This is a genomic window from Pandoraea sp. ISTKB (assembly GCF_001721285.1).
Taxonomy (GTDB): domain Bacteria; phylum Pseudomonadota; class Gammaproteobacteria; order Burkholderiales; family Burkholderiaceae; genus Pandoraea; species Pandoraea capi.
On record NZ_MAOS01000072.1, the window covers coordinates 93,883 to 115,164 of the forward strand.

At 64.2% G+C, this 21,282-nt stretch carries 21 protein-coding genes; 15 read left to right on the plus strand and 6 right to left on the minus strand.

From position 1 onward, the window contains the following. Positions 1 to 734: 734 nt before the first annotated feature. From otnI to A9762_RS24305, 3 genes are all read right to left on the minus strand, one after another. On the minus strand, positions 735 to 1,529 hold the full coding sequence (gene otnI / locus A9762_RS24295) for a 2-oxo-tetronate isomerase (protein WP_069344540.1): 795 nt from the start codon (positions 1,527 to 1,529) through the stop codon (positions 735 to 737). Between the two features lie 71 nt (positions 1,530 to 1,600). Next, the gene (locus tag A9762_RS24300) at positions 1,601 to 2,140 is read right to left on the minus strand and encodes an energy transducer TonB (protein ID WP_139133378.1); all 540 of its coding nucleotides are present in this window, start codon (positions 2,138 to 2,140) and stop codon (positions 1,601 to 1,603) included. 126 nt (positions 2,141 to 2,266) lie between these two features. Further along, complete coding sequence (locus A9762_RS24305; RefSeq protein ID WP_069344541.1) at positions 2,267 to 3,514, minus strand: dienelactone hydrolase family protein; 1,248 nt, start codon at positions 3,512 to 3,514, stop codon at positions 2,267 to 2,269. Between the two features lie 195 nt (positions 3,515 to 3,709). Here A9762_RS24305 and arsC point away from each other — a divergent pair, with 195 nt between their 5' ends. Beyond that, positions 3,710 to 4,060: an arsenate reductase (glutaredoxin) gene (arsC, locus tag A9762_RS24310; protein ID WP_069344542.1), complete on the plus strand. Its 351-nt coding sequence runs from the start codon at positions 3,710 to 3,712 to the stop codon at positions 4,058 to 4,060. Positions 4,061 to 4,139: 79 nt separating this feature from the next. Here the strand turns inward: arsC and A9762_RS24315 are convergent, their stop codons facing one another. Beyond that, the gene (locus tag A9762_RS24315; RefSeq protein ID WP_240493704.1) at positions 4,140 to 4,916 is read right to left on the minus strand and encodes an exonuclease; all 777 of its coding nucleotides are present in this window, start codon (positions 4,914 to 4,916) and stop codon (positions 4,140 to 4,142) included. Between the two features lie 8 nt (positions 4,917 to 4,924). Next, on the minus strand, positions 4,925 to 5,581 hold the full coding sequence (locus A9762_RS24320) for an MBL fold metallo-hydrolase (protein WP_069344544.1): 657 nt from the start codon (positions 5,579 to 5,581) through the stop codon (positions 4,925 to 4,927). A gap of 248 nt (positions 5,582 to 5,829) precedes the next feature. Between A9762_RS24320 and A9762_RS24325 the strand changes: the two genes are divergently transcribed. The 4 genes from A9762_RS24325 to A9762_RS24340 all read left to right on the plus strand — a co-directional run bounded on the left by A9762_RS24325 (position 5,830) and on the right by A9762_RS24340 (position 9,853). Beyond that, positions 5,830 to 6,432: a septal ring lytic transglycosylase RlpA family protein gene (locus tag A9762_RS24325; protein WP_069344545.1), complete on the plus strand. Its 603-nt coding sequence runs from the start codon at positions 5,830 to 5,832 to the stop codon at positions 6,430 to 6,432. A gap of 466 nt (positions 6,433 to 6,898) precedes the next feature. Beyond that, positions 6,899 to 7,885 carry an ABC transporter substrate-binding protein gene (locus A9762_RS24330; RefSeq protein WP_069344546.1) on the plus strand — a complete coding sequence of 329 codons (987 nt, stop codon included), beginning with the start codon at positions 6,899 to 6,901 and terminating at the stop codon, positions 7,883 to 7,885. A gap of 262 nt (positions 7,886 to 8,147) precedes the next feature. Beyond that, complete coding sequence (locus A9762_RS24335; protein WP_069344547.1) at positions 8,148 to 9,056, plus strand: ABC transporter permease; 909 nt, start codon at positions 8,148 to 8,150, stop codon at positions 9,054 to 9,056. A 2-nt stretch (positions 9,057 to 9,058) separates the two neighbouring features. Then, positions 9,059 to 9,853 carry an ABC transporter ATP-binding protein gene (locus A9762_RS24340; RefSeq protein WP_069344548.1) on the plus strand — a complete coding sequence of 265 codons (795 nt, stop codon included), beginning with the start codon at positions 9,059 to 9,061 and terminating at the stop codon, positions 9,851 to 9,853. A 400-nt stretch (positions 9,854 to 10,253) separates the two neighbouring features. On the opposite strand, the gene rsmI is transcribed toward A9762_RS24340, so the two are convergent. Then, entirely contained in the window at positions 10,254 to 11,138 is an 885-nt protein-coding gene (gene rsmI, locus A9762_RS24345) for a 16S rRNA (cytidine(1402)-2'-O)-methyltransferase (RefSeq protein WP_069344549.1), read from the minus strand. 104 nt (positions 11,139 to 11,242) lie between these two features. On the opposite strand from rsmI, the gene A9762_RS24350 reads away from it, so the two are divergent. The 10 genes from A9762_RS24350 (at position 11,243) to A9762_RS24395 (ending at position 21,193) form a co-directional block, all read left to right on the plus strand. Then, positions 11,243 to 11,596 carry a YraN family protein gene (locus A9762_RS24350; protein WP_069344550.1) on the plus strand — a complete coding sequence of 118 codons (354 nt, stop codon included), beginning with the start codon at positions 11,243 to 11,245 and terminating at the stop codon, positions 11,594 to 11,596. Between the two features lie 144 nt (positions 11,597 to 11,740). Further along, a complete protein-coding gene (locus A9762_RS24355) occupies positions 11,741 to 12,328 on the plus strand; it encodes a phosphoheptose isomerase (protein ID WP_069344551.1) in 588 nt (195 codons plus the stop codon). Positions 12,329 to 12,448: 120 nt separating this feature from the next. Continuing rightward, complete coding sequence (locus tag A9762_RS24360; protein WP_069344552.1) at positions 12,449 to 13,231, plus strand: BON domain-containing protein; 783 nt, start codon at positions 12,449 to 12,451, stop codon at positions 13,229 to 13,231. Positions 13,232 to 13,257: 26 nt separating this feature from the next. Beyond that, positions 13,258 to 13,806, plus strand: a complete 549-nt coding sequence (locus tag A9762_RS24365) for a hypothetical protein (RefSeq protein ID WP_139133379.1) — start codon at positions 13,258 to 13,260, stop codon at positions 13,804 to 13,806. A 10-nt stretch (positions 13,807 to 13,816) separates the two neighbouring features. Next, positions 13,817 to 15,121 carry an NAD(P)/FAD-dependent oxidoreductase gene (locus A9762_RS24370; RefSeq protein WP_069344554.1) on the plus strand — a complete coding sequence of 435 codons (1,305 nt, stop codon included), beginning with the start codon at positions 13,817 to 13,819 and terminating at the stop codon, positions 15,119 to 15,121. Between the two features lie 243 nt (positions 15,122 to 15,364). Beyond that, positions 15,365 to 17,167, plus strand: a complete 1,803-nt coding sequence (locus A9762_RS24375) for a POTRA domain-containing protein (protein ID WP_083254255.1) — start codon at positions 15,365 to 15,367, stop codon at positions 17,165 to 17,167. Between the two features lie 443 nt (positions 17,168 to 17,610). Then, positions 17,611 to 17,958 (plus strand): metalloregulator ArsR/SmtB family transcription factor, encoded by a 348-nt coding sequence (locus A9762_RS24380; RefSeq protein ID WP_069344555.1) that lies wholly within the window; start codon positions 17,611 to 17,613, stop codon positions 17,956 to 17,958. Between the two features lie 162 nt (positions 17,959 to 18,120). Continuing rightward, a complete protein-coding gene (gene soxC, locus A9762_RS24385) occupies positions 18,121 to 19,488 on the plus strand; it encodes a sulfite dehydrogenase (RefSeq protein ID WP_069344556.1) in 1,368 nt (455 codons plus the stop codon). A 223-nt stretch (positions 19,489 to 19,711) separates the two neighbouring features. Next, positions 19,712 to 20,779, plus strand: coding sequence for a c-type cytochrome (locus A9762_RS24390; protein WP_069344631.1), 1,068 nt, complete (start codon positions 19,712 to 19,714; stop codon positions 20,777 to 20,779). 84 nt (positions 20,780 to 20,863) lie between these two features. Continuing rightward, positions 20,864 to 21,193 carry a c-type cytochrome gene (locus A9762_RS24395; RefSeq protein WP_069344557.1) on the plus strand — a complete coding sequence of 110 codons (330 nt, stop codon included), beginning with the start codon at positions 20,864 to 20,866 and terminating at the stop codon, positions 21,191 to 21,193. The last annotated feature ends 89 nt before the right edge of the window (positions 21,194 to 21,282 follow it).

The following is a 21,282-nucleotide window of genomic DNA, read 5'->3' on the forward strand; positions in this document are numbered from 1 at the left end:
TGAAGTTAGCACATTGCCGACACGTGCGTTCGGGACGCCAGGATGCGGTGCGTTTGTCGACGATGGCTGGAGATGGCCGTTAGTGGCGCGGCCGAGACGCTATCACCGACCCTCAGCCGGGATTGGGGTGCCGATAGCGGTGAGGTATCGATGGCGGGGAGGGATTGCCTTGCGGAGGTCGGATGGACGTCGAGTGGATGGCTTGGGCGGCGAGTTATTCAGGATGACGAACAAAATATAGAAAGTTGTGTCTCAGCGCAGAGCCTTGTGCCGCAAGGCGCAGGCGCGATTCACGGAGGCGATGAAACGCGCTAGGTGTTACAACCTGAAACACTTTGTTACCCCTCCCTCCATACGTTTCCACCACAATGCATCTCAACGCTGAAGTGCTTATCCCCCGGTAACACAGCAGCGCGACTGTATCGGCAAAAACGCGTCCCCCGGCGCAATTTGCAAGGTGGTTCGATGCAGTGCTCCGAATCTGGTCTCCTCGCGCTAACCCCGTAGCGTGTGGTTTTGGCGGGCCCGTGTGTCCCGCCATTTTTTTTGCCTGATTCGTCCTACATCTTTCCTAAGACTTTCTCCGACCCCATCCCGGATGTTTCTCTTCGCAGCGCACAATGCTTCGACCTCCGATTGATTTTCGGAAATCGATTCACGTCTGCGTAATTCCCCGGAACATGACGCAAACGTGACGTCGACCTGACGCGAAAGTGCGTCGGAATGGTCGCGATCTATCGATTGGCGGTCGCTCTGAGCCACGGCTTGAGCCAGCCAAGTCCCGCGCGCGTCGCCCCCTGTGGGCGATATTCACACCCGATCCACCCGGCATACCCCAGTTCGTCGAGCAGACGGAACAGGAAGGGATAGTTGACTTCGCCGGTATCGGGCTCGTGTCGAGCCGGCACGCCGGCGACCTGCACGTGGCCGATATGGCCGATGAACTGGCGTATTTTCATCGCCAGATCGCCCTCGACGATCTGGCAGTGATACGCATCGAACTGGACTTTGAGGTTGCTCGCACCGACTTCGGTACGAATGGCATGCGCCTGATCCTGGCGCGTGAGGAAATAGCGCGGAAAGTCGCGCGGATTGATCGGTTCGATCAGTACGGTCACGCCGTGTGCCGCCGCCTGACCGCTCGCGTAGGCGAGATTCTCGAGGTAAGTCGCGCGGCATCGCTCGGGCGACTCGGTGGCGTCGGGGCAACCGGCCATGACATGCAACTGCCGGCAACCCAGCGCATCGGCGTAGTCCAGCGCGAGTTCGATCCCGTCGCGAAATTGTGCCTCGCGGCCGGGCAACGCCGCGATCCCTCGCTCACCGCTCGCCCAGTCGCCAGCCGGACCGTTGAACAGGACTTGCGTCAGCCCGGCGTCGTCCAGTCGCTTGCGGATTTCTTGTGCGGGATGCTCGTACGGAAACAGGAATTCGACACCTCTGAAGCCATCGCTCGCCGCTTCCTGAAAACGATCGAGAAAGGGGACTTCCTGATAGAGCAGGGTCAGGTTGGCAGCAAATCGCGGCATGAGCGTCTCCGTCGCCCCCTATCCGTTGCCCCAAGCGGGCCGGGCAAAGCGGGCGGATGCCTGTCACGATATCACTGCCCGTCGATCTGCGGCGCCGCCACGCTGCGCAACTGATACCGGCCGTCGTTGTTGAAGAGCCAGGTCTCGACGGCACGCACACGTCCGCTACTGTCCACCAGCGCCCGGCTCGGTGCCGGCAAGGGGCTCGCCCGTCGCAAACTGGCGATGGCGATCCGCTCGGCTTCGTGATCGCCGTTGCTGCGATAGAGCGCCACGCGCGTGACATTGCCACCGCGATCGACCCAGTATTCGAGCGAGACGACCGAGCGCAACATCGGCTGCGGATTGCCCGGCGTGATCTCCCGGGCATTGACCTCGGTCACGCGCTGCGCCGCCGCCACCTTGTATTGATCGAGGCCCGACAGGGGCGGCTGGCCGAGCGGGAAATTGAGGACGAGCGGCTTCTTGGGCTCGAAATCGGGATTCGCACAACCGGTCACCAGCAACATGCCGGAGATGATGGCGAACCATCCGGTGAATGCGGCGCAGCGTGCGTGACGCATATGACGAACATGACGCGCACACCGGCGCTGAGAAGGTTGCGTATTCATGACTTGTCTCCCGCAACGTTCGCGACACTTTTTCTTGTTGTGACTACCTGTGCTGCGCGGCGTCCGTCCCCTCGCCGGGGAGGGACGACCGCTTCACTGCAACGCCGGCGCTCGCCGACAGGCGATCTACTGCGCCTTGGTGCCGAACGACCAGTTCGGCATCAGGCCGTTGGACGCCAGGTTCTCGTCCTGCAACTTGCGCGCGGTCTCCACGCCGGCGACCGGCAACCCTGTCGGATCGAGCAGACCGATCTGCACGAGTACGCTCGCCTGATCCCAATATATGTGTTCGTGCTCCAGTTTGTCTCCCCGGAATCGTACGATGGCCACCAACGGAATTTCGACACGACGTCCCGTCGGCGCCACGCCCGGCAACATCCAGTCCACCGTCGTCGTGTGGGTGAAGCAGAACAGCAGCTCGTCGACGAGCTGTGTCGCGCCGATCGTGCGCGATATCGGAATCAGCTTCGTGTCGGGCGGGTTGCTGTTGACGAAGTGATGCCGGTAGAAATGCGCCAACTGCTGATGGCCGACGCCGCCCGTCATCGTCGGAACGTGATTGACGTAGGGCTCCGCCACCATCGTCTTCATCAACGGATCGATCTCGCGGATGGCAAATTCGTACGCGCAATGCGTTTCCCACAGCGACGCGAAGTCGAAGTGCGGCCCGATGGTGCGCCGCACCGCGCCGAGGGTGCGCTGATGGGCGAGCTGGGTGGCGGCGCGGTTGAAGTGGTCGCCGGGACGCGCAAAAGCATGATCGGCGTCCGGGTACAGATATAGGGTGACGTTGGGATGCTTGCCGAGCCGCTCGGTCAGCGTGTCGCGCACTTCGGCCGGCGCGTATTTGTCGAGCTCGGCGACGTGCAGCACGAGGGGCGGATGCTCGCCCGCGAGTTCGTCGATGTGCTGCTCCAGCCCCACGCCGTAGTAACCGACGGCCACATCCGCACTCGTGCGCGTGACCGACAGCGCGGCGAGCTTGCCGCCGAGGCAATAGCCGACCACGCCCACGCCACCGACGCATTCGGGCAAGGCGCGCAGCGCGTCGACGGTAGCGCCCACGTCTTCCATGCCGAGATCGACGTCGAAACTCTGGAACAGGGCGAACGCGCGCTGCCAGTCGCCGGACGAGTAACCGAGTTCGATGCCGGGCTCGATGCGCCAGAACAGGTCGGGCGCCAGGACAACGTAGCCCTCTTCGGCATAGCGGTCCGCCAGTTCGCGAATGTAGGCATTTACGCCGAAGATTTCCTGACACAGCACCAGTCCGGGGCCCTTGCCCTCGCTAACGCCTTTGCTGTCCGGCGTTGCCAGATATGCCTGAAACGTCTTGCCGTCGCGCGACTTGATGCTGATGAAGCGTCCTGCCATGTCACTTTCTCCTGAGTTGCCGGATCAGATGTCCGTGGTGGCCGTAGCTAGCGGCATCCGACGATACCATGCATACTCGGAGCGCACGTCCCAGGCGTGACGCGGGGATGCGAGGGCATCGTCACTGCATCGAGTGATTGCTGGCCCCTCGTTGTCCTCTCACGCCGGACGCTTTTTGGACGCATTGGAGTGACCATGATTACCGTGTATCACAACCCGCGCTGCTCGAAGTCGCGCGAGGCGCTGGCGCTCGTCGAGGGTTCCCCGGCGGGTGGCGACCTGCAAGTCGTCGAATATCTGAAGACGCCGCCGACGCTGGCGGATCTGAAACGTCTGCACAAGCTCCTGGATGTGCCCGTGCGCGACATGATCCGCAGCAACGAGACGGAATTCGCGGAACTGGGATTGGCCGACGAGGCACTTGGTGACGACGATCTGCTCGCGGCCGTGGCGGCCCATCCGAAGCTGTTGCAGCGTCCCATCGTCGTGAACGGCAAGAAGGCAGTGATCGCCCGGCCGCCGGAACTCGTGAACGACGTGCTGTAAGCCGTCTGCCGGGGCTGGAAAAAGAGAAGGGAGCGACGTTCGATACGTCGCGCCCTTCTCTTATTTAGGCAGTCGCGAATCAGCGATGCGCCGTGCTGTCCTTGCCGGGGCCGGTGTCGGGCGACTCGGCGTCGTTGGCGACGTCGGTCTCCTGCGCGGCTTCAGTCGCTTCGCCCGCTACTTTTGCGGCGGCCGAGCCGAACACCGGGGTATCGGCGCTGACGGTCAGGCCTGCGCCACGCCAGCCGGGCAGCTCGGACAGCGTCTTTTGCTGTTCGCGCAGCTCGGCGAGCATGTTGCAGAAGAGGGCGCCTTGTTCGAGGGCGTCGTCGAGCGCGACGTGGGTGTGCGGCAGCGGATCGAGCCAGACCTGCGGCAGACGCGGCTTGATGCACTTGCGATACGGCATGCCGGTCATCGCGAAGGCGAGCGTCTTGATGTCGAGCGCGGACCACGAGAACGGGCAGCGGCCGACGAAACGCATCATGTACCAGAACATGAACGTGAAATCGAAGCCCGCCGGGTAGGCGACGAACACCGGCTTGCCGGGCAGCTTCTCGACCCACTTCACATACGCCTTGAGCGCCTTGGCCGGATCCTCCGGGTCGACGCGGCACGCCGCCCACGCCTCGGGCTCGGTCTTCCACCATTTCATCGTGAGCGGATGGCCCTTCGCGTCCGGCAGGCATTCGAGATTGGCGCTGAAAGTGCCGATCAGCTCTTTGTCGGCGGTGTAGGCCGCCGAGGCGAAACTGAGCATCGAGTGCGGACCGGGAATCGGGCCGTCGGCTTCGACGTCGGTACTGACGAAAATTTCCTCGTCGACAGGAATGATGCGCGACGGGGTCCGGGACATCGCCTCGCTCATGAGGCGCTCCGGGCGAGCACGGCATCGGCCACATACGGGTTCGTCTGACGCTCCTGCCCGAACGTGGACACCGGGCCGTGACCCGGGATGAACGTCACGTCGTTGCCCAGCGGCCAGAGCTTGTCGCGAATCGACGCGATCAGATCGGCGTGATTGCCGCGCGGAAAGTCGGTGCGGCCGATGGAGCCGGCGAAGAGCACGTCGCCAACGCTTGCCAGACGCTCGTCCTTCGAGAAGAACACCACGTGACCCGGCGTGTGGCCCGGGCAGTGGAAGACGTCTAGCGTCACGTCGCCGAAGGTCACGGTGTCGCCGTCGCCCAGCCAGCGATCGGGGGTGAACGGTTCGGGCTCGGGGAAACCGAAGCGCGCGCTTTGCGCCTGAAGCTGGTCGATCCAGAAGGCGTCGTCCGGATGCGGGCCTTCGATGGGGACATCGTACTTGGCCGCCAGTGCGCCGGAGCCACCGCAGTGGTCGAGGTGGCCGTGCGTGAGGAAGATCTTCTCCAGCGTCACACCCTGGCGTTCGATCTCACCCACGATGCGGTCGATGTCGCCGCCGGGGTCGACCACGGCGGCGCGCTTCGTGGCGTCGCAGACGAGCAGGGTGCAGTTTTGCTGGAAAGGCGTAACGGGAATCAGGGTGACGTTCATGAGTGATCGGGGACGCGATTTTTGTCTATTGTATTCGGCCCGGCGACCCGTCGCGCGTCGCGGTGCCCTGCGTGCCACCCCGCAGCCTTGCCCGGTGTCGACGTGCGGTCTTTCGCAAAGCGCTTATCGGTGGGGGATGCTCATTTTGAGGTAACGCTTTGTAATCAAGTCTTAGCGAGTAAGTGAACGCTCGCTGATGGGTTGATTTTTACGTCGTGTTAGACTTGCGGGCTATGCGAACACGCGACATGCTCACACGGTTCGCGGTCTGCTGCGCCCTCGCCCTGACGTTGACAGCCTGCACAACGCCGCTCGAACCCCCCAGCCAGACGGCTGCCGCCACTTCGGCGACAGGCGCGCGCGCCCGTGCGCGCGAAGCCAATGCGCCGGTCGGCTCCAGCTTCGATCTGCATTGGCCGGGCCGTACGTATCGCAACGAAGGCCTCAATCCCGGTGACCCCGATGCCCCGGATCGCGACGGCGAAGCGCGTCTGCGTGCCGATGCGGGGACTTTCTTCCAGACGGGCACGGCATCCTGGTACGGCAAGAACTTCCACGGCCGGCGCACCGCCACCGGTGAAGCGTTCGACATGAACGAGGCGACGGCCGCCCATCCGACGTTGCCGTTGGGCAGCTTCGCACTGGTGCGCAACGTCGCCAATAACAAGACGGTCGTCGTGAAGATCAACGACCGTGGCCCGTACTCCCGCAATCGCATCATCGATCTCTCATACAGCGCAGCCAAGCAGCTCGACTTCATTCGGGCCGGACACGCCAAGGTCGAAATCCGCCGCCTGTCGCGCAGTGAAGTCGCCGCCCTCGGCCTCGACGAGAGCAACAACGCACCCTGAAGTCCGCACGCGCGCATCCGCCGCGCAATCTGGTGCAACTTCCATAGCGTTAATTCCGAACATCATTCTGAATTGGTGCCGATCCCTCTCAAAAAGTGGGACGTCGGTCGCCTTTTTGTTGTGTAAAAAACGCCCATCCGTGGTGAATTACTGCGCATTGTTTCGTTTTTCAGCGAATCTCATTGGCTGAACGCGTCGCATGAACGTGCGCGCATTGGAACGCTCGCGACCGAATCGACTATTTTTTTTCCGATTACCGCATCAATCTGCCAGCGTTTGGGCGCAATCCGATGTTCCACGGGCTTCCCGGGAAGTTGCGTTGGCAACCGTTGTTCGCTGCCGGGGATGTGGGTAGACTGTGCCCCACGCGCAGGTGCACGCTTTGTGTGCATCCGAAAGAGGCTCGCGGAGACCCGGGCCCGGCGCACCGATATCTACTATCAAGAGCATTCCTGGAGGAGTTTTGATGTCGACGATGGGTAAATTCGCCACGCGCACCGTGCTGTGCGCAGTGGCCGCAACGTTGTTGGGGACGACCGGCGCGGCATTCGCGGCGGAGACGAAGTCGGTTGCCGTCGTGGCGATCGTGGAGCACCCGGCACTCGACGCCATTCGCGACGGCGCGAAGGACGAACTCAAGGCGGAAGGTTACGAGGTCGGCAAGAACCTCAAGTGGGAATACCAGAGCGCACAGGGCAACACCGGTACCGCCGCGCAGATCGCGCGCAAGTTCGTGGGTGACAAGCCGGACGCCATCATCGGTATCGCCACGCCTACGGCGCAGGCCGTAGCGGCTGCGACCAAGTCGGTGCCGCTCGTGTATTCGGGCGTGACCGATCCGGTCGCCGCACAACTGGTCAAGAGCTGGGACGCCTCGGGCACCAACGTGACCGGCGTGTCGGACAAGCTACCGCTCGACAAGCAGGTGGCACTCATCAAGCGTGTCGTGCCGAACGCGAAGACCGTGGGCATGGTGTACAACCCGGGTGAAGCCAACTCGGTCGTGGTCGTGAAGGAGCTCGAGAAGCTGCTGCCGGCCGCCGGCCTCACGCTCAAGACCGCCGCTGCGCCGCGTACCGTGGACATCAGCTCGGCCGCCAACAGTCTGGTCGGCAAGGTCGACGTGATCTATACCAACACGGACAACAACGTCGTGTCGGCATACGAGTCGCTCGTGAAGGTCGCCAACGACCGCAAGATCCCGCTCGTCGCTTCGGATACGGACAGCGTGAAGCGCGGCGCCATCGCGGCACTGGGCATCAACTACTACGACCTTGGCCGTCAGACGGGCAAGGTGGTGGGCCGCATCCTGAAGGGTGAGAAGCCGGGCTCGATCGCCTCGCAGACCAGCTCGAATCTGGAACTGTTCGTCAACACGGCCGCTGCCGCGAAGCAAGGCGTGAAGCTGTCGGACGATCTGGTGAAGGAAGCCAAGACGGTCATCAAAGAGTAAATAGAACGAAGCAGGAAACCCGCGCGCGAGTCACGCGCGGGGTGCCGATGTCGCGAGCGATCGTTGGCGACACCGGCAAGCGACAGGGCGGCGCCCGGACACCATCTGTCCCCGCCGCTCTTTTCCTATCGAATGGGCGAGATGGCTCCCCCCGAAACGCGGTCGCACAACGACCGGCTATGACCTGAACTGGCCGACTCGGCCGTGCGGGCGCCGATGCCGAGACCCGGCACAGGCTGTCTTGCGCAGTGGAATTACGACAATGTCCTTCTTTTCTCTCATGGGCGCACTGGAGATCGGCCTGATCTTCAGCCTCGTGGCGCTCGGGGTGCTGATTTCCTTCCGCATCCTCAATTTTCCCGACCTGACGGTTGACGGCAGCTTCGCGCTTGGTGGTGCGACCGCGGCCATCCTGATCGCCAACGGCGTCAATCCGTTCGCGGCGACTGCCGTGGCGATGGTGGCTGGTGCGACGGCGGGTTTCATCACCGGCTGGCTGAACGTGCGTCTGAAAATCATGGATCTGCTCGCCAGTATCCTGATGATGATCGCGCTTTACTCGGTCAACCTGCGCGTGATGGGTGCACCGAACGTGCCGCTGATCACGTCGCCTACGGTCTTCACGATGCTGTTGCCCGAGAACGCACCGGCCTGGTTGCCGGACTATGTGTTGCGTCCGGCGATGTTGCTGCTGGTGGTGGTGGTGGTGAAGCTCGGCCTCGATTACTTCTTCTCGTCGCAGCAGGGTCTCGCGATGCGCTCGACCGGTGCGAATCCGCGTATGGCGCGTGCGCAGGGCGTGAACACTGGCCGCGAGATTCTGGCGGGCATGGCGCTCTCCAACGCGCTGGTCGCGCTCGCGGGCGCGTTGTTCGCGCAGTCGCAGGGCGGCGCCGATATCTCGATGGGGATCGGTACCATCGTGATCGGTCTGGCGGCGGTGATCATCGGCGAGACGATTCTCCCGGCGCGACGCCTCATTCTCACGACGCTGGCCGTGGTGATCGGTGCGGTGCTGTACCGCTTCTTCATCGCGCTCGCCCTCAACAGCGATTTCATCGGTCTGAAGGCGCAGGACCTCAATTTGGTGACGGCATTGCTCGTGGCGGTGGCGCTGGTGTTGCCGGCAACGCGTCGCAAGCTGTTCGCCCGCAAGAACGGAGGTGCCTGATCATGTTGAGCGCAAAAGACCTCAAGATCACTTTCAATCCGGGCACGCCCATCGAAAACCGTGCACTGCGCGGCATGACGCTGGAAATCCCGACGGGTCAGTTCGTCACGGTGATCGGCTCGAACGGTGCGGGCAAGTCCACGTTCCTGAATGCCATCAGCGGCGATCTGTCGGTGGACTCCGGCACGATTTCCATCGACGGCAACGACGTCACGAAGAAAACAGCGTGGCAGCGCGCCAATCAGGTCGCACGCGTGTTTCAGGACCCGATGGCAGGCACGTGTGAAGCGTTGACCATCGAAGAGAACATGGCGCTGGCCGTCAGACGCGGTGAGCGTCGCAGTTTCCGCTTCGCGCTGAACAAGGACCTGCGCGAGCGTTTCCGCGAAAAGCTGAGCCTGCTCAATCTCGGGCTGGAGAATCGTCTTTCGGATCGCATCGGTCTGCTCTCGGGCGGGCAGCGTCAGGCGGTGAGTCTGCTGATGGCGTCGTTGCAGCCGTCGCGCATTCTGCTGCTGGACGAACACACGGCGGCGCTTGATCCGAAGACGGCTGCGTTCGTGCTGGAACTGACGGCGCGTATCGTCGAGGAGAGCAAGCTCACGGCGATGATGGTCACGCACAGCATGCGCCAGGCGCTCGACTACGGCACCCGTACCGTCATGCTGCATCAGGGCAAGGTGGTGCTCGACGTTGCCGGCGAGGAACGCAAGGGGCTCGACGTGCCGGACCTGCTGCAAATGTTCGAGCGCACGCGCGGCGAACAACTCGACGACGATGCGCTGCTGTTGAGTTGAGTGTCATGCGCGGCGGTGGGACGTTCGCGTCTGCCGCCACCGCTTGAGAGAGGCAACACACGATGCCCCCGGCTTTCCGGGGGCATCGTCGTTTTTGCGTCCTGACAAGGCGTTACCTGTTTGCTGGGGGGCGATGCAGAAGACGTCCGGCAGGGCTCCCTCGTTGGCTCGCCGGTACATGAGGCTGCCGTAGCCGCTGGGCGAGTTTCGCTTTGAACTGTCGTTGAACGGAGGCGTCGAGGGCACACCACGCCTTGAGGGCGGAGGGAAGGAATTGCAGGTCATAGATCGCCAAGCATCGGCGCGGAAGTTTGGGGAATTACCGAGAAATACGCCGGAAACTTCCGATTTTCCGGCGGCGTGGATTGTCGGCTGATGCACGCCTCGCGGCGCGGGTCGTTCAGCCGTTTTTCAGTGCCAATGCGCGCTCGTACAGCGCATTCTTCGGGGCGCCGGTGATGGCTGCGGCGAGTTTGGCGGCGCTTTTCGTCGGCAGCTCTGCGACCAGCAACGCCAGCACGCGCTGCGCTTCGGCATCCACGCCGTCGTCGCTCGCGCTGGCCGCCGCGCCGGAGACGGCGAGCACGAATTCGCCGCGCTGACGGTTGGCGTCCGCCTTCAGCCACGCCACCCCTTCGCCCAGCGCGCACTCATGGATGTCTTCGAAGCGCTTGGTCAGCTCGCGCCCGATCAGCAACCGGCGCTCGCCGCCCAGCCCCTCGGCCAGTGCGGCAACTGTCTCCACAATGCGGTGAGGCGCCTCGTAGAAGACCTGCGTCGCCGTGGACCCGGACAACGCCGTGATGGCCTGCGCACGCTGCTGCGCCTTCGACGGCAGGAAGCCCACGAACGTGAACGTCTCCACCCACGCGCCAGCGGCCGATAGCAACGTGATCACCGCACTTGCCCCCGGTACAGGCACCACGCCGAGGCCCGCCGCGCGTACTGCGTCGACAAGCCGCGCGCCCGGGTCCGAGATGCCGGGGGTGCCGGCGTCCGAAATATAGGCGATGCGCTCGCCGCCGCGCAGGCGCTCCACCAGTCGCGTCGCGGCTTCGTTCTCGTTGTGTTGATGCGCCGCAATCAACGGCCGATCGATGCCGTAACGCTGCAACAACAACGCGCTGTTGCGCGTATCTTCACAGGCGATGGCATCGACCATGCCAAGAATATGCAGCGCCCGCACGGTGATATCGGCGGTATTGCCCAGCGGCGTTGCCACCACGTAGAGCGTGCCCGCCGGGTAATGCTGGCCCTCAGCCAGCGACATCAGGCGTTCATCCATCGCATCGGACTCCCGCGTTCTGGGGCGCACGCACGCGAGGTGCGGCGCTCATCGGATCTTGAACAGTACCGGCGTGGCCGGTCAGGGAAAACATCGGAACAACCATGTCGAATCAGCTAGGAGTGTCGTTCGAGAACCGCGCGCAGACGCTACTGGAGCGGCGCGGCTGGCGGCTCGTCGCACGCAATTATCAATGCCGGGGCGGCGAAATCGACCTCATTATGCGGGATCGGGCCGGAGTGCTGGTATTCGTCGAAGTCCGCGCGAGGGCGCGCAGCGACTTCGGCGGTGCCGCGCAGAGCATCACGCACGCCAAGCGGCGACGCCTCATGCTGGCCGCACGGCACTATCTGCTGCGGCGTCCGGCGGCACGCTGCCGCTTCGATGTCGTGACCTTCGATGGACGGCCGCCCGTGGTGAACTGGCTGCCCGATGCCTTCCGGGCCGATGATCTCTGAGGAAACCCGCGCCCGCCACCCCTGTTACACTTGCGAAATTGCCGTGTGTTCACCATGCACGGCATTCGTAGGCCGGCCCGGCAGATGCGCCCCAGGGGACGCTGCTCAAGGCAGGCAGCTTTTGCGACACCCTGGCAAACGACCATGTCGATCGAACGAATTCAGAAACACTTCACGGATAGCGTCGAGACCAAGCTGGCCGCGCGCGATGCGCTCGCAGGCCCCATCGCCGCTGCGGCGGATGTCATGGTCGAAGCGCTGACCAACGGCAACAAGATCCTCGCTTGCGGCAACGGCGGCTCGGCCGCCGACTGCCAGCACTTCGCCGCAGAACTCGTCGGTCGTTTCGAGCGCGAGCGCCCGGAACTGCCGGCCATTGCACTGACCACGGACTCGTCGATCCTGACGGCCGTCGGCAACGACTACAATTTCGACGTCATCTTCTCCAAGCAGGTCCGCGCGCTGGGCCAGGAAGGCGACGTGTTGCTGGCCATCACGACGTCCGGTAACTCCGGCAACGTGCTCGCGGCCATCGAGGCGGCTCATGAGCGTGGCATGCACGTGATCGCGCTCACCGGCAAAGGCGGCGGCAAGGTCAACGACGCGCTCTGGGAACTGGACGTCCACATCTGTGTGCCGGCTGTGCGTACCGCCCGCATTCAGGAAGTTCACCTGCTCACGATCCACTGTCTGTGCGATCTGATCGACTCGGCGCTGCTCGGCGACGAGTGAACCTATTGTCATCTTGAGGCGTCAAGATCATGTGACGGGCACCGGGTCGCGGGGGCGGGCGGTGCTGATTCGGCGCGGCGGGGGCCGTCCCGTTCGAAAATCCAATAAGGAGAAAGCCCGATGAGTTTCCGACGCGTCCAAGGCGTTGTTAAGCCGCTTGCAGCGGCAGTGTTGATTGCAGCGACCCTCGCGGGTTGCGCCCCCATCATCCTCGGCGGCGCCGCTACCGGCGCACTCGTCGCCACCGACCGGCGTTCGGTCGGCGCGCAGACGGAAGACCGCGAAATCCAGGTCAAGGCCGAAGCCAACATCGCGAATACGCTGACCGACGACGCCGTTCACGTGAACGTGACCGTCTTCAACCGCCGCGTGCTGCTCACGGGCGAAGTCCCGAACGACGCCACCAAGCAGGCTGCGGTCAACATCGTCAAACAGATCAGCAATGTACGCGGTATCGTCGACGAACTCGCCATCGGACCGAAAAGCTCGTTCGGCTCGCGTTCCAACGACGCGTGGATCACCAGCAAGGTCAAGGCCAACCTGATCAACACCAAGGAGATCTCGGCCAACGTCTTCAAGGTGGTGACCGAGCGCGGTGACGTCTATCTGATGGGACTGGTCTCGCCGGAAGAGGGCACCATCGGCGCCAACGTGGCGAGCCGTATCGATGGCGTGCAGAAGGTCGTGAAGCTGTATGAGTACGTAAAGCCGGAAGAGGCGCAGCGTCTGTCGACCGAAGCCGAAAAGAACCCGGCGCCTGCACAGGCCGACGACAGCAACGCCGCGACCGTCACGGCCACCCCGATCGGTAACGATACGGTCACGGCTCGACCGTTGTCGTCGCCGGCGCCGATCAGCGAAGGTCCGGTCAAACCGGGACCGTCGACCAAGACGGGTAACTGATCCACCGCGCTGCGGATCACCTCCTCTTGCGCACCCGTTTGGGCCATCGTCCGACACCGAACCGCCACGCGCTGCTGCGTCACTCTCGTGTGACGCAGCGGCTCGTGGCGGTATTCGTTTTGGCAACCGTCGGGGGCTGGCTCGTCATGCCGGGCGTTGCGATGGCCGGCACGACGTCGGCGCCGGGAGCCGGAGGCGCATCGCCGGTAGCCGCTCCGGCATCTGCATCGGTATACCAGACGGCGGCCACGCCCGCCCAACCCGACTGGCAAGCCCGCGATTGGGCCATGGCTTGCATGAGTTGCCACAATGCCGCTGCCCCGGTGCATGCAGGCAAGGCGACGTTGCGCACCCTCGAAGGGCGCTCGGCGACGGCAATGATGGCCTCGCTCCAGGCGATGCGCGACGGACGGCAACCTGCCACGCTGATGCCGCAACTGCTCAAGGGCTATCGCGACGACGAGCTGCAACGCATCGCCGCGTATTTCGCAGCACAACCGGTCGCTGCACAGCCAGTCGCTACGCGGCCCGCCGCGAAGCCAGCCGTCGCCACACGACCGGCAGCGCCACGATAGCGAGCCCATCATGGATCGTCGCCAACTCCTTTTCGGCTTGAGTTCGATCGCTGCGCTGGCCGGGATGTCGCATGTCCCGACGGCAGTCGCGGCGCCGCTCTGGCCGACACCGGTCAAGGGGCGCGCCCGCATCGTGGTCATCGGCGGCGGCTTCGGTGGGGCAACGGCCGCGAAGGCGCTGCGTGTGCTGTCGGGCAACACCCTCGACGTCACGCTCGTCGAACCGGGCGCGGCCTTCGTCTCGTCGCCCCTGTCGAACCTAGTCGTCGGCGGCAACTTGCGCGTGAGCGATCTTACGGTGCCATACGACCGACTCGTCGCGCGGCACGGCGTGACATGGCGGCGTACGCGCGCCGAGGCTATCGATGCCGAGCGCAAGCAGGTCCGGCTGGCCGATGGCGCAACGCTGCCGTACGACAAGCTGATCGTCTCCCCCGGCGTGTCGCTTCGGCGTGAAGCCATTGCCGGGCTGAACGATCCGGCCGTTCGTGAAGCGCTTCCCGTCGGCTGGACGGACGCTCGCGAGAGTGCGCTGCTGCACGCGCGTCTGAAGGCCATGCCCGAGGGCGGTGTATTCGCCATCACGATTCCCGAAGCGCCGTTCCGTTGTCCGCCCGCACCCTACGAACGGGCGTGTCAGGCCGCCGCGTGGCTCAGGCAACACAATCCGCGTGCCAAAGTGCTCATCTTCGATGCCAACGATCAGGTGCTGGCCGAAGCGGAACAGTTTCAGGACGTCTGGCGCTCGCAGTTCGCAGGGATCGTCGAGTATCACCCGCAGTTCAACTGCACGGAGGTCGAGGCAGACGGCAAGCAACATCTGGCGCGTTTCGAGCTGGGCGAGGAAGTGCGCGCCGACGCGCTGAACGTCATCCCGCCGATGCGCGCGGGCGATATCGCCGTGCAGAGCGGTCTGGCGACGGCCAACGGTCGTTGGTGCGACGTCGACTTCCTGACGTTCGCGTCGAAGGCGCAGCCCGACATCCATGTGCTTGGCGACGCCATCCAGATCGCGCCGCAAATGCCCAAGTCCGGCCACATGGCCAACCAGCACGGCAAGGTCTGTGCGGCGGCCATCGTGGCGACGTTGTCCGGCAGGCCGGTCAATCCCGAACCGCTCTACAGCAACACCTGCTACACGTTCGTTTCGTCGACCGAAGCGATGCACGTGGCGAGCGTGCATCGCTATGACGTGTCGCAGCGCACCATGATGCCGGTGCCGGGGACCGGCGGCGCGTCGCCACGGGCCACACGGGACGAATTCGCGCTGGGACTCGCATGGGCACAGGGGATCTGGGCCGACATGCTGGCCTGATGCGGATTCCGGCGGCATCGATCGTGCTCCTGAATGGTTTGGAAAGGCGGCTCAATCGCGTTTGGAGGATTGGCTCTAAGCGCTGAAATCTACGTCAAAGGCACGCCCCGGTTACCCCTGTCCGAAGCGCCCATGCGCCGTGTTGTCCGTGCGCTGCAAACCCCCGGTTTCCCTTGTTGACGGGGCCTCACCCCTCGCGGTTACACTGGCTCCACGAAAAAATAAGCGTTGGGGGGCATAGGGATGGCGCATCGCCAGGGAGAGTCCCGTCTTGCGTCACGCGTCGCGCGTGAGGGCTCGGTCAAGTCTGTTCGCAATCGCAGTGTTCGTAGCGTTTCTAGTATCCGCAGTGTGTCGAGCAGTGTCGCCGTATCCGTTTGCGTCTCGCTTGGCTCCCTGAGTCTGCTCGCCTCTCAGCAGGCCTGGGCCGATGCCAGTCCGGTGCGCGGCGATCCGATGCAAAGCATTCCGAAGATCGAGGCGCCCAAAGCCGCCGCGCCCACGATTCACATTCAGCCACCGACGCAGGAGGACGCCCTCAAGTCGCTGCTCGCGCGCAAGATCACGCCGCAACGCTTCGGTATCGAAGGCGTGAAGTCGCTGCCCTTCGAGCAGGTCGCCGGTCTGTTTGCGCCGTTGGCGGGTAAGGAAGTGTCCATTGGCGATCTGGTCGAGAAGGCCAACCAGGTCACGAAGATGTATCAGGACGCAGGCTATCTGCTGTCGTTCGCCTTCGTCCCCGCGCAGGATTTCAACGACGGCTTCGTTCGTGTGACGGTCGTTGAAGGGTATATCTCCAGCACCAAGATCTCCGGCACGCCGGGGCCGTCCGAACAGCGACTGCGCGACATCGCGGCGCACATCGAGGCGGAGCGTCCGCTCAAGCGTGCGACGTTCGAGCGTTACCTGAACCTGCTCACGCTCGTGCCCGGCATGAAGATCAAGGCCGACGTGCAGCCGCCCACGCAGACCGACGGCGCGACCGAACTCTCGCTCGACGTGTCGCGTCAGCCCGTCGCGCTGGGCACATCGCTCACGTACAACAACCCGGGCATTCGTGGCGTCTTCACGGTAACCAGCAATGCGCTGACGCCGCTCGGCGAACAGATCCAGCTCACGGCCATCGCGCCGAAGGGCCATAACGACGAAGAGTTCTACGCGGCGTCCTACGTGCAGCCGCTGGGCTCGAACGGGCTTCAGGCGCGCCTCGATGCCTCGCACTATCGCGGACAGCCGGACGATCAGGCGCTCGCCGGTCTTACGCGCCATCTCGATACCAAGCGCGTGGCAGTGAGCCTGTCGTACCCGATCCTGCTCAACAATCAGCGCAGTCTGACGGTCAGCGGCGGTATGTACGGCGTGAATTCGCGCGATCGCTATGAAGTGCCGAATTCGCCGAACAACATCAACTCCCAGACGAACGTGCGCGCCACGCAGGTGCAACTGGCATACAACGAGGTCACGGAAAAGCAGACACGCAGCGCCACGCTGGGCGTGTTCAAGGGCTTCAACGGGATGGGCGCCAGCCAGTCGTATACGACGAACCCCGCCGGCATTCAGCAGATTCTCGGGCCGTACGATCTCGCCTTCTGGCGCTTCAACCTCGATGCCAAGCAGGGCGTGGTGCTGCCGTGGGAGTTCGGTGTCGTTGTGTCCGCCGGGGCGCAGTACAGCGGCAACACACTGCCAACGTCCGAGCAGGCCACGTTCGGCGGGCAGCGCTTCGGTCTGGGCTATCCCGCCGGGGAAATCGCCGGGGACAAAGGCTGGGGCGCGTCGATCGAGCTGAACCGGATGTTCCGCACCGATTTCCGCTATCTGAAGACGATCCAGCCATATCTGCTGCTCGACACCGCGCGCGTCTATCTGAACTACGGCCAACTGTTCCACAACCAGTTGGCATCGGTGGGGCTGGGCGTGCGGATCTCCGATAGCAAGTACTACACGCTCGACCTGTCGGTGGCCAAACCGCTGGCCGATGCGCCGACGAACTCGCCGAACCGTCCGCTGCGCTTCAACGCGAACTGGTCGTATCAGTTCGAGTAAATCCGCGAGCGCATGCAGAGATGGCGGTCACCGCACTCGCCATCTCTGTCTCTCGCGTTGCCCCCCGTGCCCATTACCCGCCTTCTCAGCCGCCTCGTCCATCCCATCCGTGGCTTTCTCGCGTCGTCTCCCGCCATCTTTTTTATCGGGTTTTTCCCTGATGCCTGAACGCGCCATGCCGCGATGCCCTCAGATGTGCGTTTCAGCGCCGGTGCAAACGGGCGTCTCGCAGTCGCATGCAGCGTCGCGCGCTATATCCGGCGGTATACATGGAAACGCCTTGATTCCCGATGAAATGCCGTGTGGCGACGACGATATCTCGGTGTCCGACGTGTTGCAGTGCAGCTTGCTTCCGTCGTCCGTTATTTTGATTATCCGTATATGCGTATGTAGGCATATACGAACCTCTCTGTGCCTTCGCACGAATTTGAAGACTGACCGTCATGGAAGAACTCGATCGCGTATTCGAAAAGGTATCGCACTACTTCAGCCTGCTCTCCGAGCCGACGCGGCTGCGGATTCTGCACGCGTTGTGCGGGGGCGAGCGCTCGGTGAACGAGGTGGTGACGGAAGTGGGTTCGTCGCAGACGAACGTGTCGCGGCACCTGGGGGCGATGTATCAGGCGGGAGTGCTCTCGCGGCGTCGCGACGGGAACCAGGTGTACTACACGATTGCGGATACCGGGGTGGTCGAGATCTGTCGCGCGGTGTGCGTGCAGGTGGCTGGCCGAATCGAGGAGGAGGCGCTGCCGGAGCGTGCCGTCGACGGCTTCATGCCGCGCGGGAGCTGAACCACGCCATAGCGCACAGCAGGACCGTAGCACCGCAGTACTGCAAGACCCGTAACAAAGCGCGACAAGAAAACGCAGACGAGGCCCGCGTGCCCGTCAATCGTTCGTAGCCGCCGGTGTCCTCGCGACGCTGGCGCACGCCACAAAACGCGAGGAGACAGGGTGAGCAAGATCAGCGATGGCGTATCGCGAGCCGGCCGTTTGCGCCGGGCGCCGGAGAATTTCGTCGATGGCCCGCTGGCCGACGACATCGTCCGCAACGGGATGAACCCGGCGCGGCGCGGGTTCCTGCAACGCAGTTTCCTCGCCGCCGGTGCCGCCCTCGCAGGCGGTGCGGCCTTCGCGGCCGACGCGCCCGCGGCTGCCGGCGATCCGATGATTCTCGAACCGCGTCCGTGGGCGACGTCGCTGGGGCAACCCGTGGCGGCGCGGCCGTACGGCATGCCGTCGAAGTTCGAAGCGAACCTGCAACGGCGTCAGTCGCCGGGCCTCACGCAGACGGCGCAGGCGTCTGTCGCCTTCACGCCGCTGCAAGGGCTGTTCGGCATCATTACCCCCAGCGGTCTGCACTTCGAGCGCCATCATCAGGGCTGGCAGGAGATCGACCCGACGCAGCATCGCCTGATGGTGCACGGCCTCGTGCGCGAGGCGAAGGTGTACACGATGGACGACATCATGCGTCTGCCGTCCGTCTCCCGCATGCACTTCATCGAGTGCGGCGCGAATACCGGCATGGAGTGGGGCAATGCCGCCGTGCCGACCGTCCAGTACACGCACGGCATGCTGTCGTGCTGCGAGTTCACCGGCGTGCCGCTGTCCGTGTTGCTCGACGACGTGGGCGCCGACACCAAGCGCGGCCAGTTCGTGCTCGCCGAGGGTGGCGACGGCTCGGGCATGACACGCACGATCTCCATGGAGGCGGCGCTCTCCGACGTGCTCGTCGCGTGGGGCATGAACGGCGAGATGCTGCGCCCGGAGAACGGCTATCCGCTGCGCCTTGTCGTGCCGGGCGTGCAGGGCGTGTCGTGGGTGAAGTGGCTGCGTCGCATCAAGGTGGGCGACGCCCCGTGGAATACCAAGGATGAAACGAGTCACTACGTCGACCTGATGCCGGACGGCCAGCACCGTCAGTACACGTCGATTCAGGAGTGCAAATCCGTCATCACCTCGCCCTCGGGCGGACAGGCGTTGCTCGATCGCGGCTATTTCAACGTGACGGGGCTGGCGTGGTCCGGGCGTGGGCGCATCAAACGCGTGGATGTGTCGACCGACGGCGGCAAATCGTGGCGCGCTGCGCGACTCGAATCGCCGGTGCTGCCCAAGTGCCTCACGCGATTCAATTTCGACTGGCAATGGGATGGCTCGCCCGCATTGCTGCAAAGCCGCGCGGTCGACGAGACCGGCTTCGTCCAGCCGCGTTATCGGCAACTGCGCGACGTGCGCGGCACCAAGTCGATCTATCACAACAATGCGATCCAGACGTGGCAAGTGGCGCAGAACGGGGAGGTGACCAATGTCCACGTCGACTGATCGCCAGCCGCCTGTCATGGCGATGACGGCGGGGGTGCCGACGCCCGCGTCTGCCTCTCGGCACGGGAAGCCCGCGCGGTGGCATCACCGGGCGCAGGCGCTTGCCGTGGGCACCCTGTGGGCCGGGGCACTGACGCTCGCCGGCATGACGATTGCCGCATGGTTCGCATCGCCCGCCCACGCCGCACCGCCGGCGGCGACGAAGTCCGCAGGGGCAGGGCAGATGGCCGCTACGCCAGCGTCTCCCGTCAAGGCGCCGACCGGCATGGCCGCTATCGGGCGCGATGCGACCCCGGCGGAGCTGGGCGCGTGGGACATCGACGTGCGTCCCGATTTCAAAGGCTTGCCGAAAGGGCAGGGCTCGGTCGCGGACGGACAGAAGCTCTTCGATGCGCGCTGCGCCTCGTGCCACGGCACCTTCGGCGAGAGCAACGAGGTCTTCAATCCCCTGGTGGGCGGCACCACGGCGGACGACATCAAGACCGGGCATGTGGCATCGCTGCGGGCGAACAACCAGCCGGTGCGCACCACGCTCATGAAGGTCGACACGATCTCCACGATCTGGGACTACATCCGTCGCGCCATGCCGTGGAACGCACCGCGCTCGCTCACGCCCGACGAGGTGTACGCCGTGACGGCCTACATCCTGAATCTCGGCGAGATCGTGCCGGCGGACTTCGTGCTGTCCGACAAGAACATCGGCGACGTACAGAAACTCATGCCCAATCGCAACGGCATGACGCGTGCGCACGGCATGTGGCGCGTGGGCGACAAACCGGATACCCATAACAAGGCGTGTATGCAGGATTGCCCTGAGGCTGGTATCGTGACGTCCGCACTCCCTGCGTACGCCCGCGACGCACATGGAGATCTGGCCGCGCAGAACCGGGTCATCGGCCCGGTGCGTGGTGTCGATACGAAGCTGCCGCCGCTGTCGGGTACCGCCGCGCAAAATGCGACGGTGCGCAAGACCGCGGCCCTCGCCACGCTTGGCATGGCGAGTCCGGACGCGCCGGCTCAAACCGCCGCTGCGACGTCACCGGCAGCAACGCTTGCGGATAAGAACGGTTGTCTGGCCTGTCACGGCGTTACCGACAAGAAGATCGGGCCCGCCTTCTCGGAGGTCGCCGCCAAGTACCATGGGCAGTCGAATGCGACTGAAATACTGGTGGCGAAGATACGTGCCGGAGGTGCCGGTAATTGGGGCAGCATGCCTATGCCGCCGCAATCACAGGTTGCAGAAACCGATGTCCGTACGATGGTCGACTGGATTCTTCGTGGTGCACATTGAGCGGGCAGGGTGTCCGACGGATGCGCCGACGATGTGTCGTGCCGCCGCAGGACCCCGTCCCCTACACAAACCGAAGGAGCAAGAATGAAGAAGATGCTGATCGCTGCGGCCATGCTGGCCGGCACCTCGCTGGCTCACGCCGGCGTCGACGTCGCCGCTGCGACCAAACTCGCTGCTGCCAACGCCTGTATGGGTTGCCACGCCGTGGACAAGAAGCTCGTGGGCCCGTCGTATCAGGAAGTCGCCGCCAAGTACAAGGGCGACAAGGATGCCGTGGCCAAGCTGACGAAGAAGGTGAAGGCGGGTGGTGTGGGCGTCTGGGGGCAGATCCCGATGCCGGCGCACCCGAACTTGTCGGATGCCGACGCCAAGATCCTGGTGGATTGGGTTCTGGCGGGCGCCCCGGCGAAGTAAGTCCGGGGCAGGGGGCTCGCCGCAGTATCGGGCGAGCGAACGGCGGCCGGTGCAGGTCGTGACGTCATGACATTCGCACCGGCGGCCTT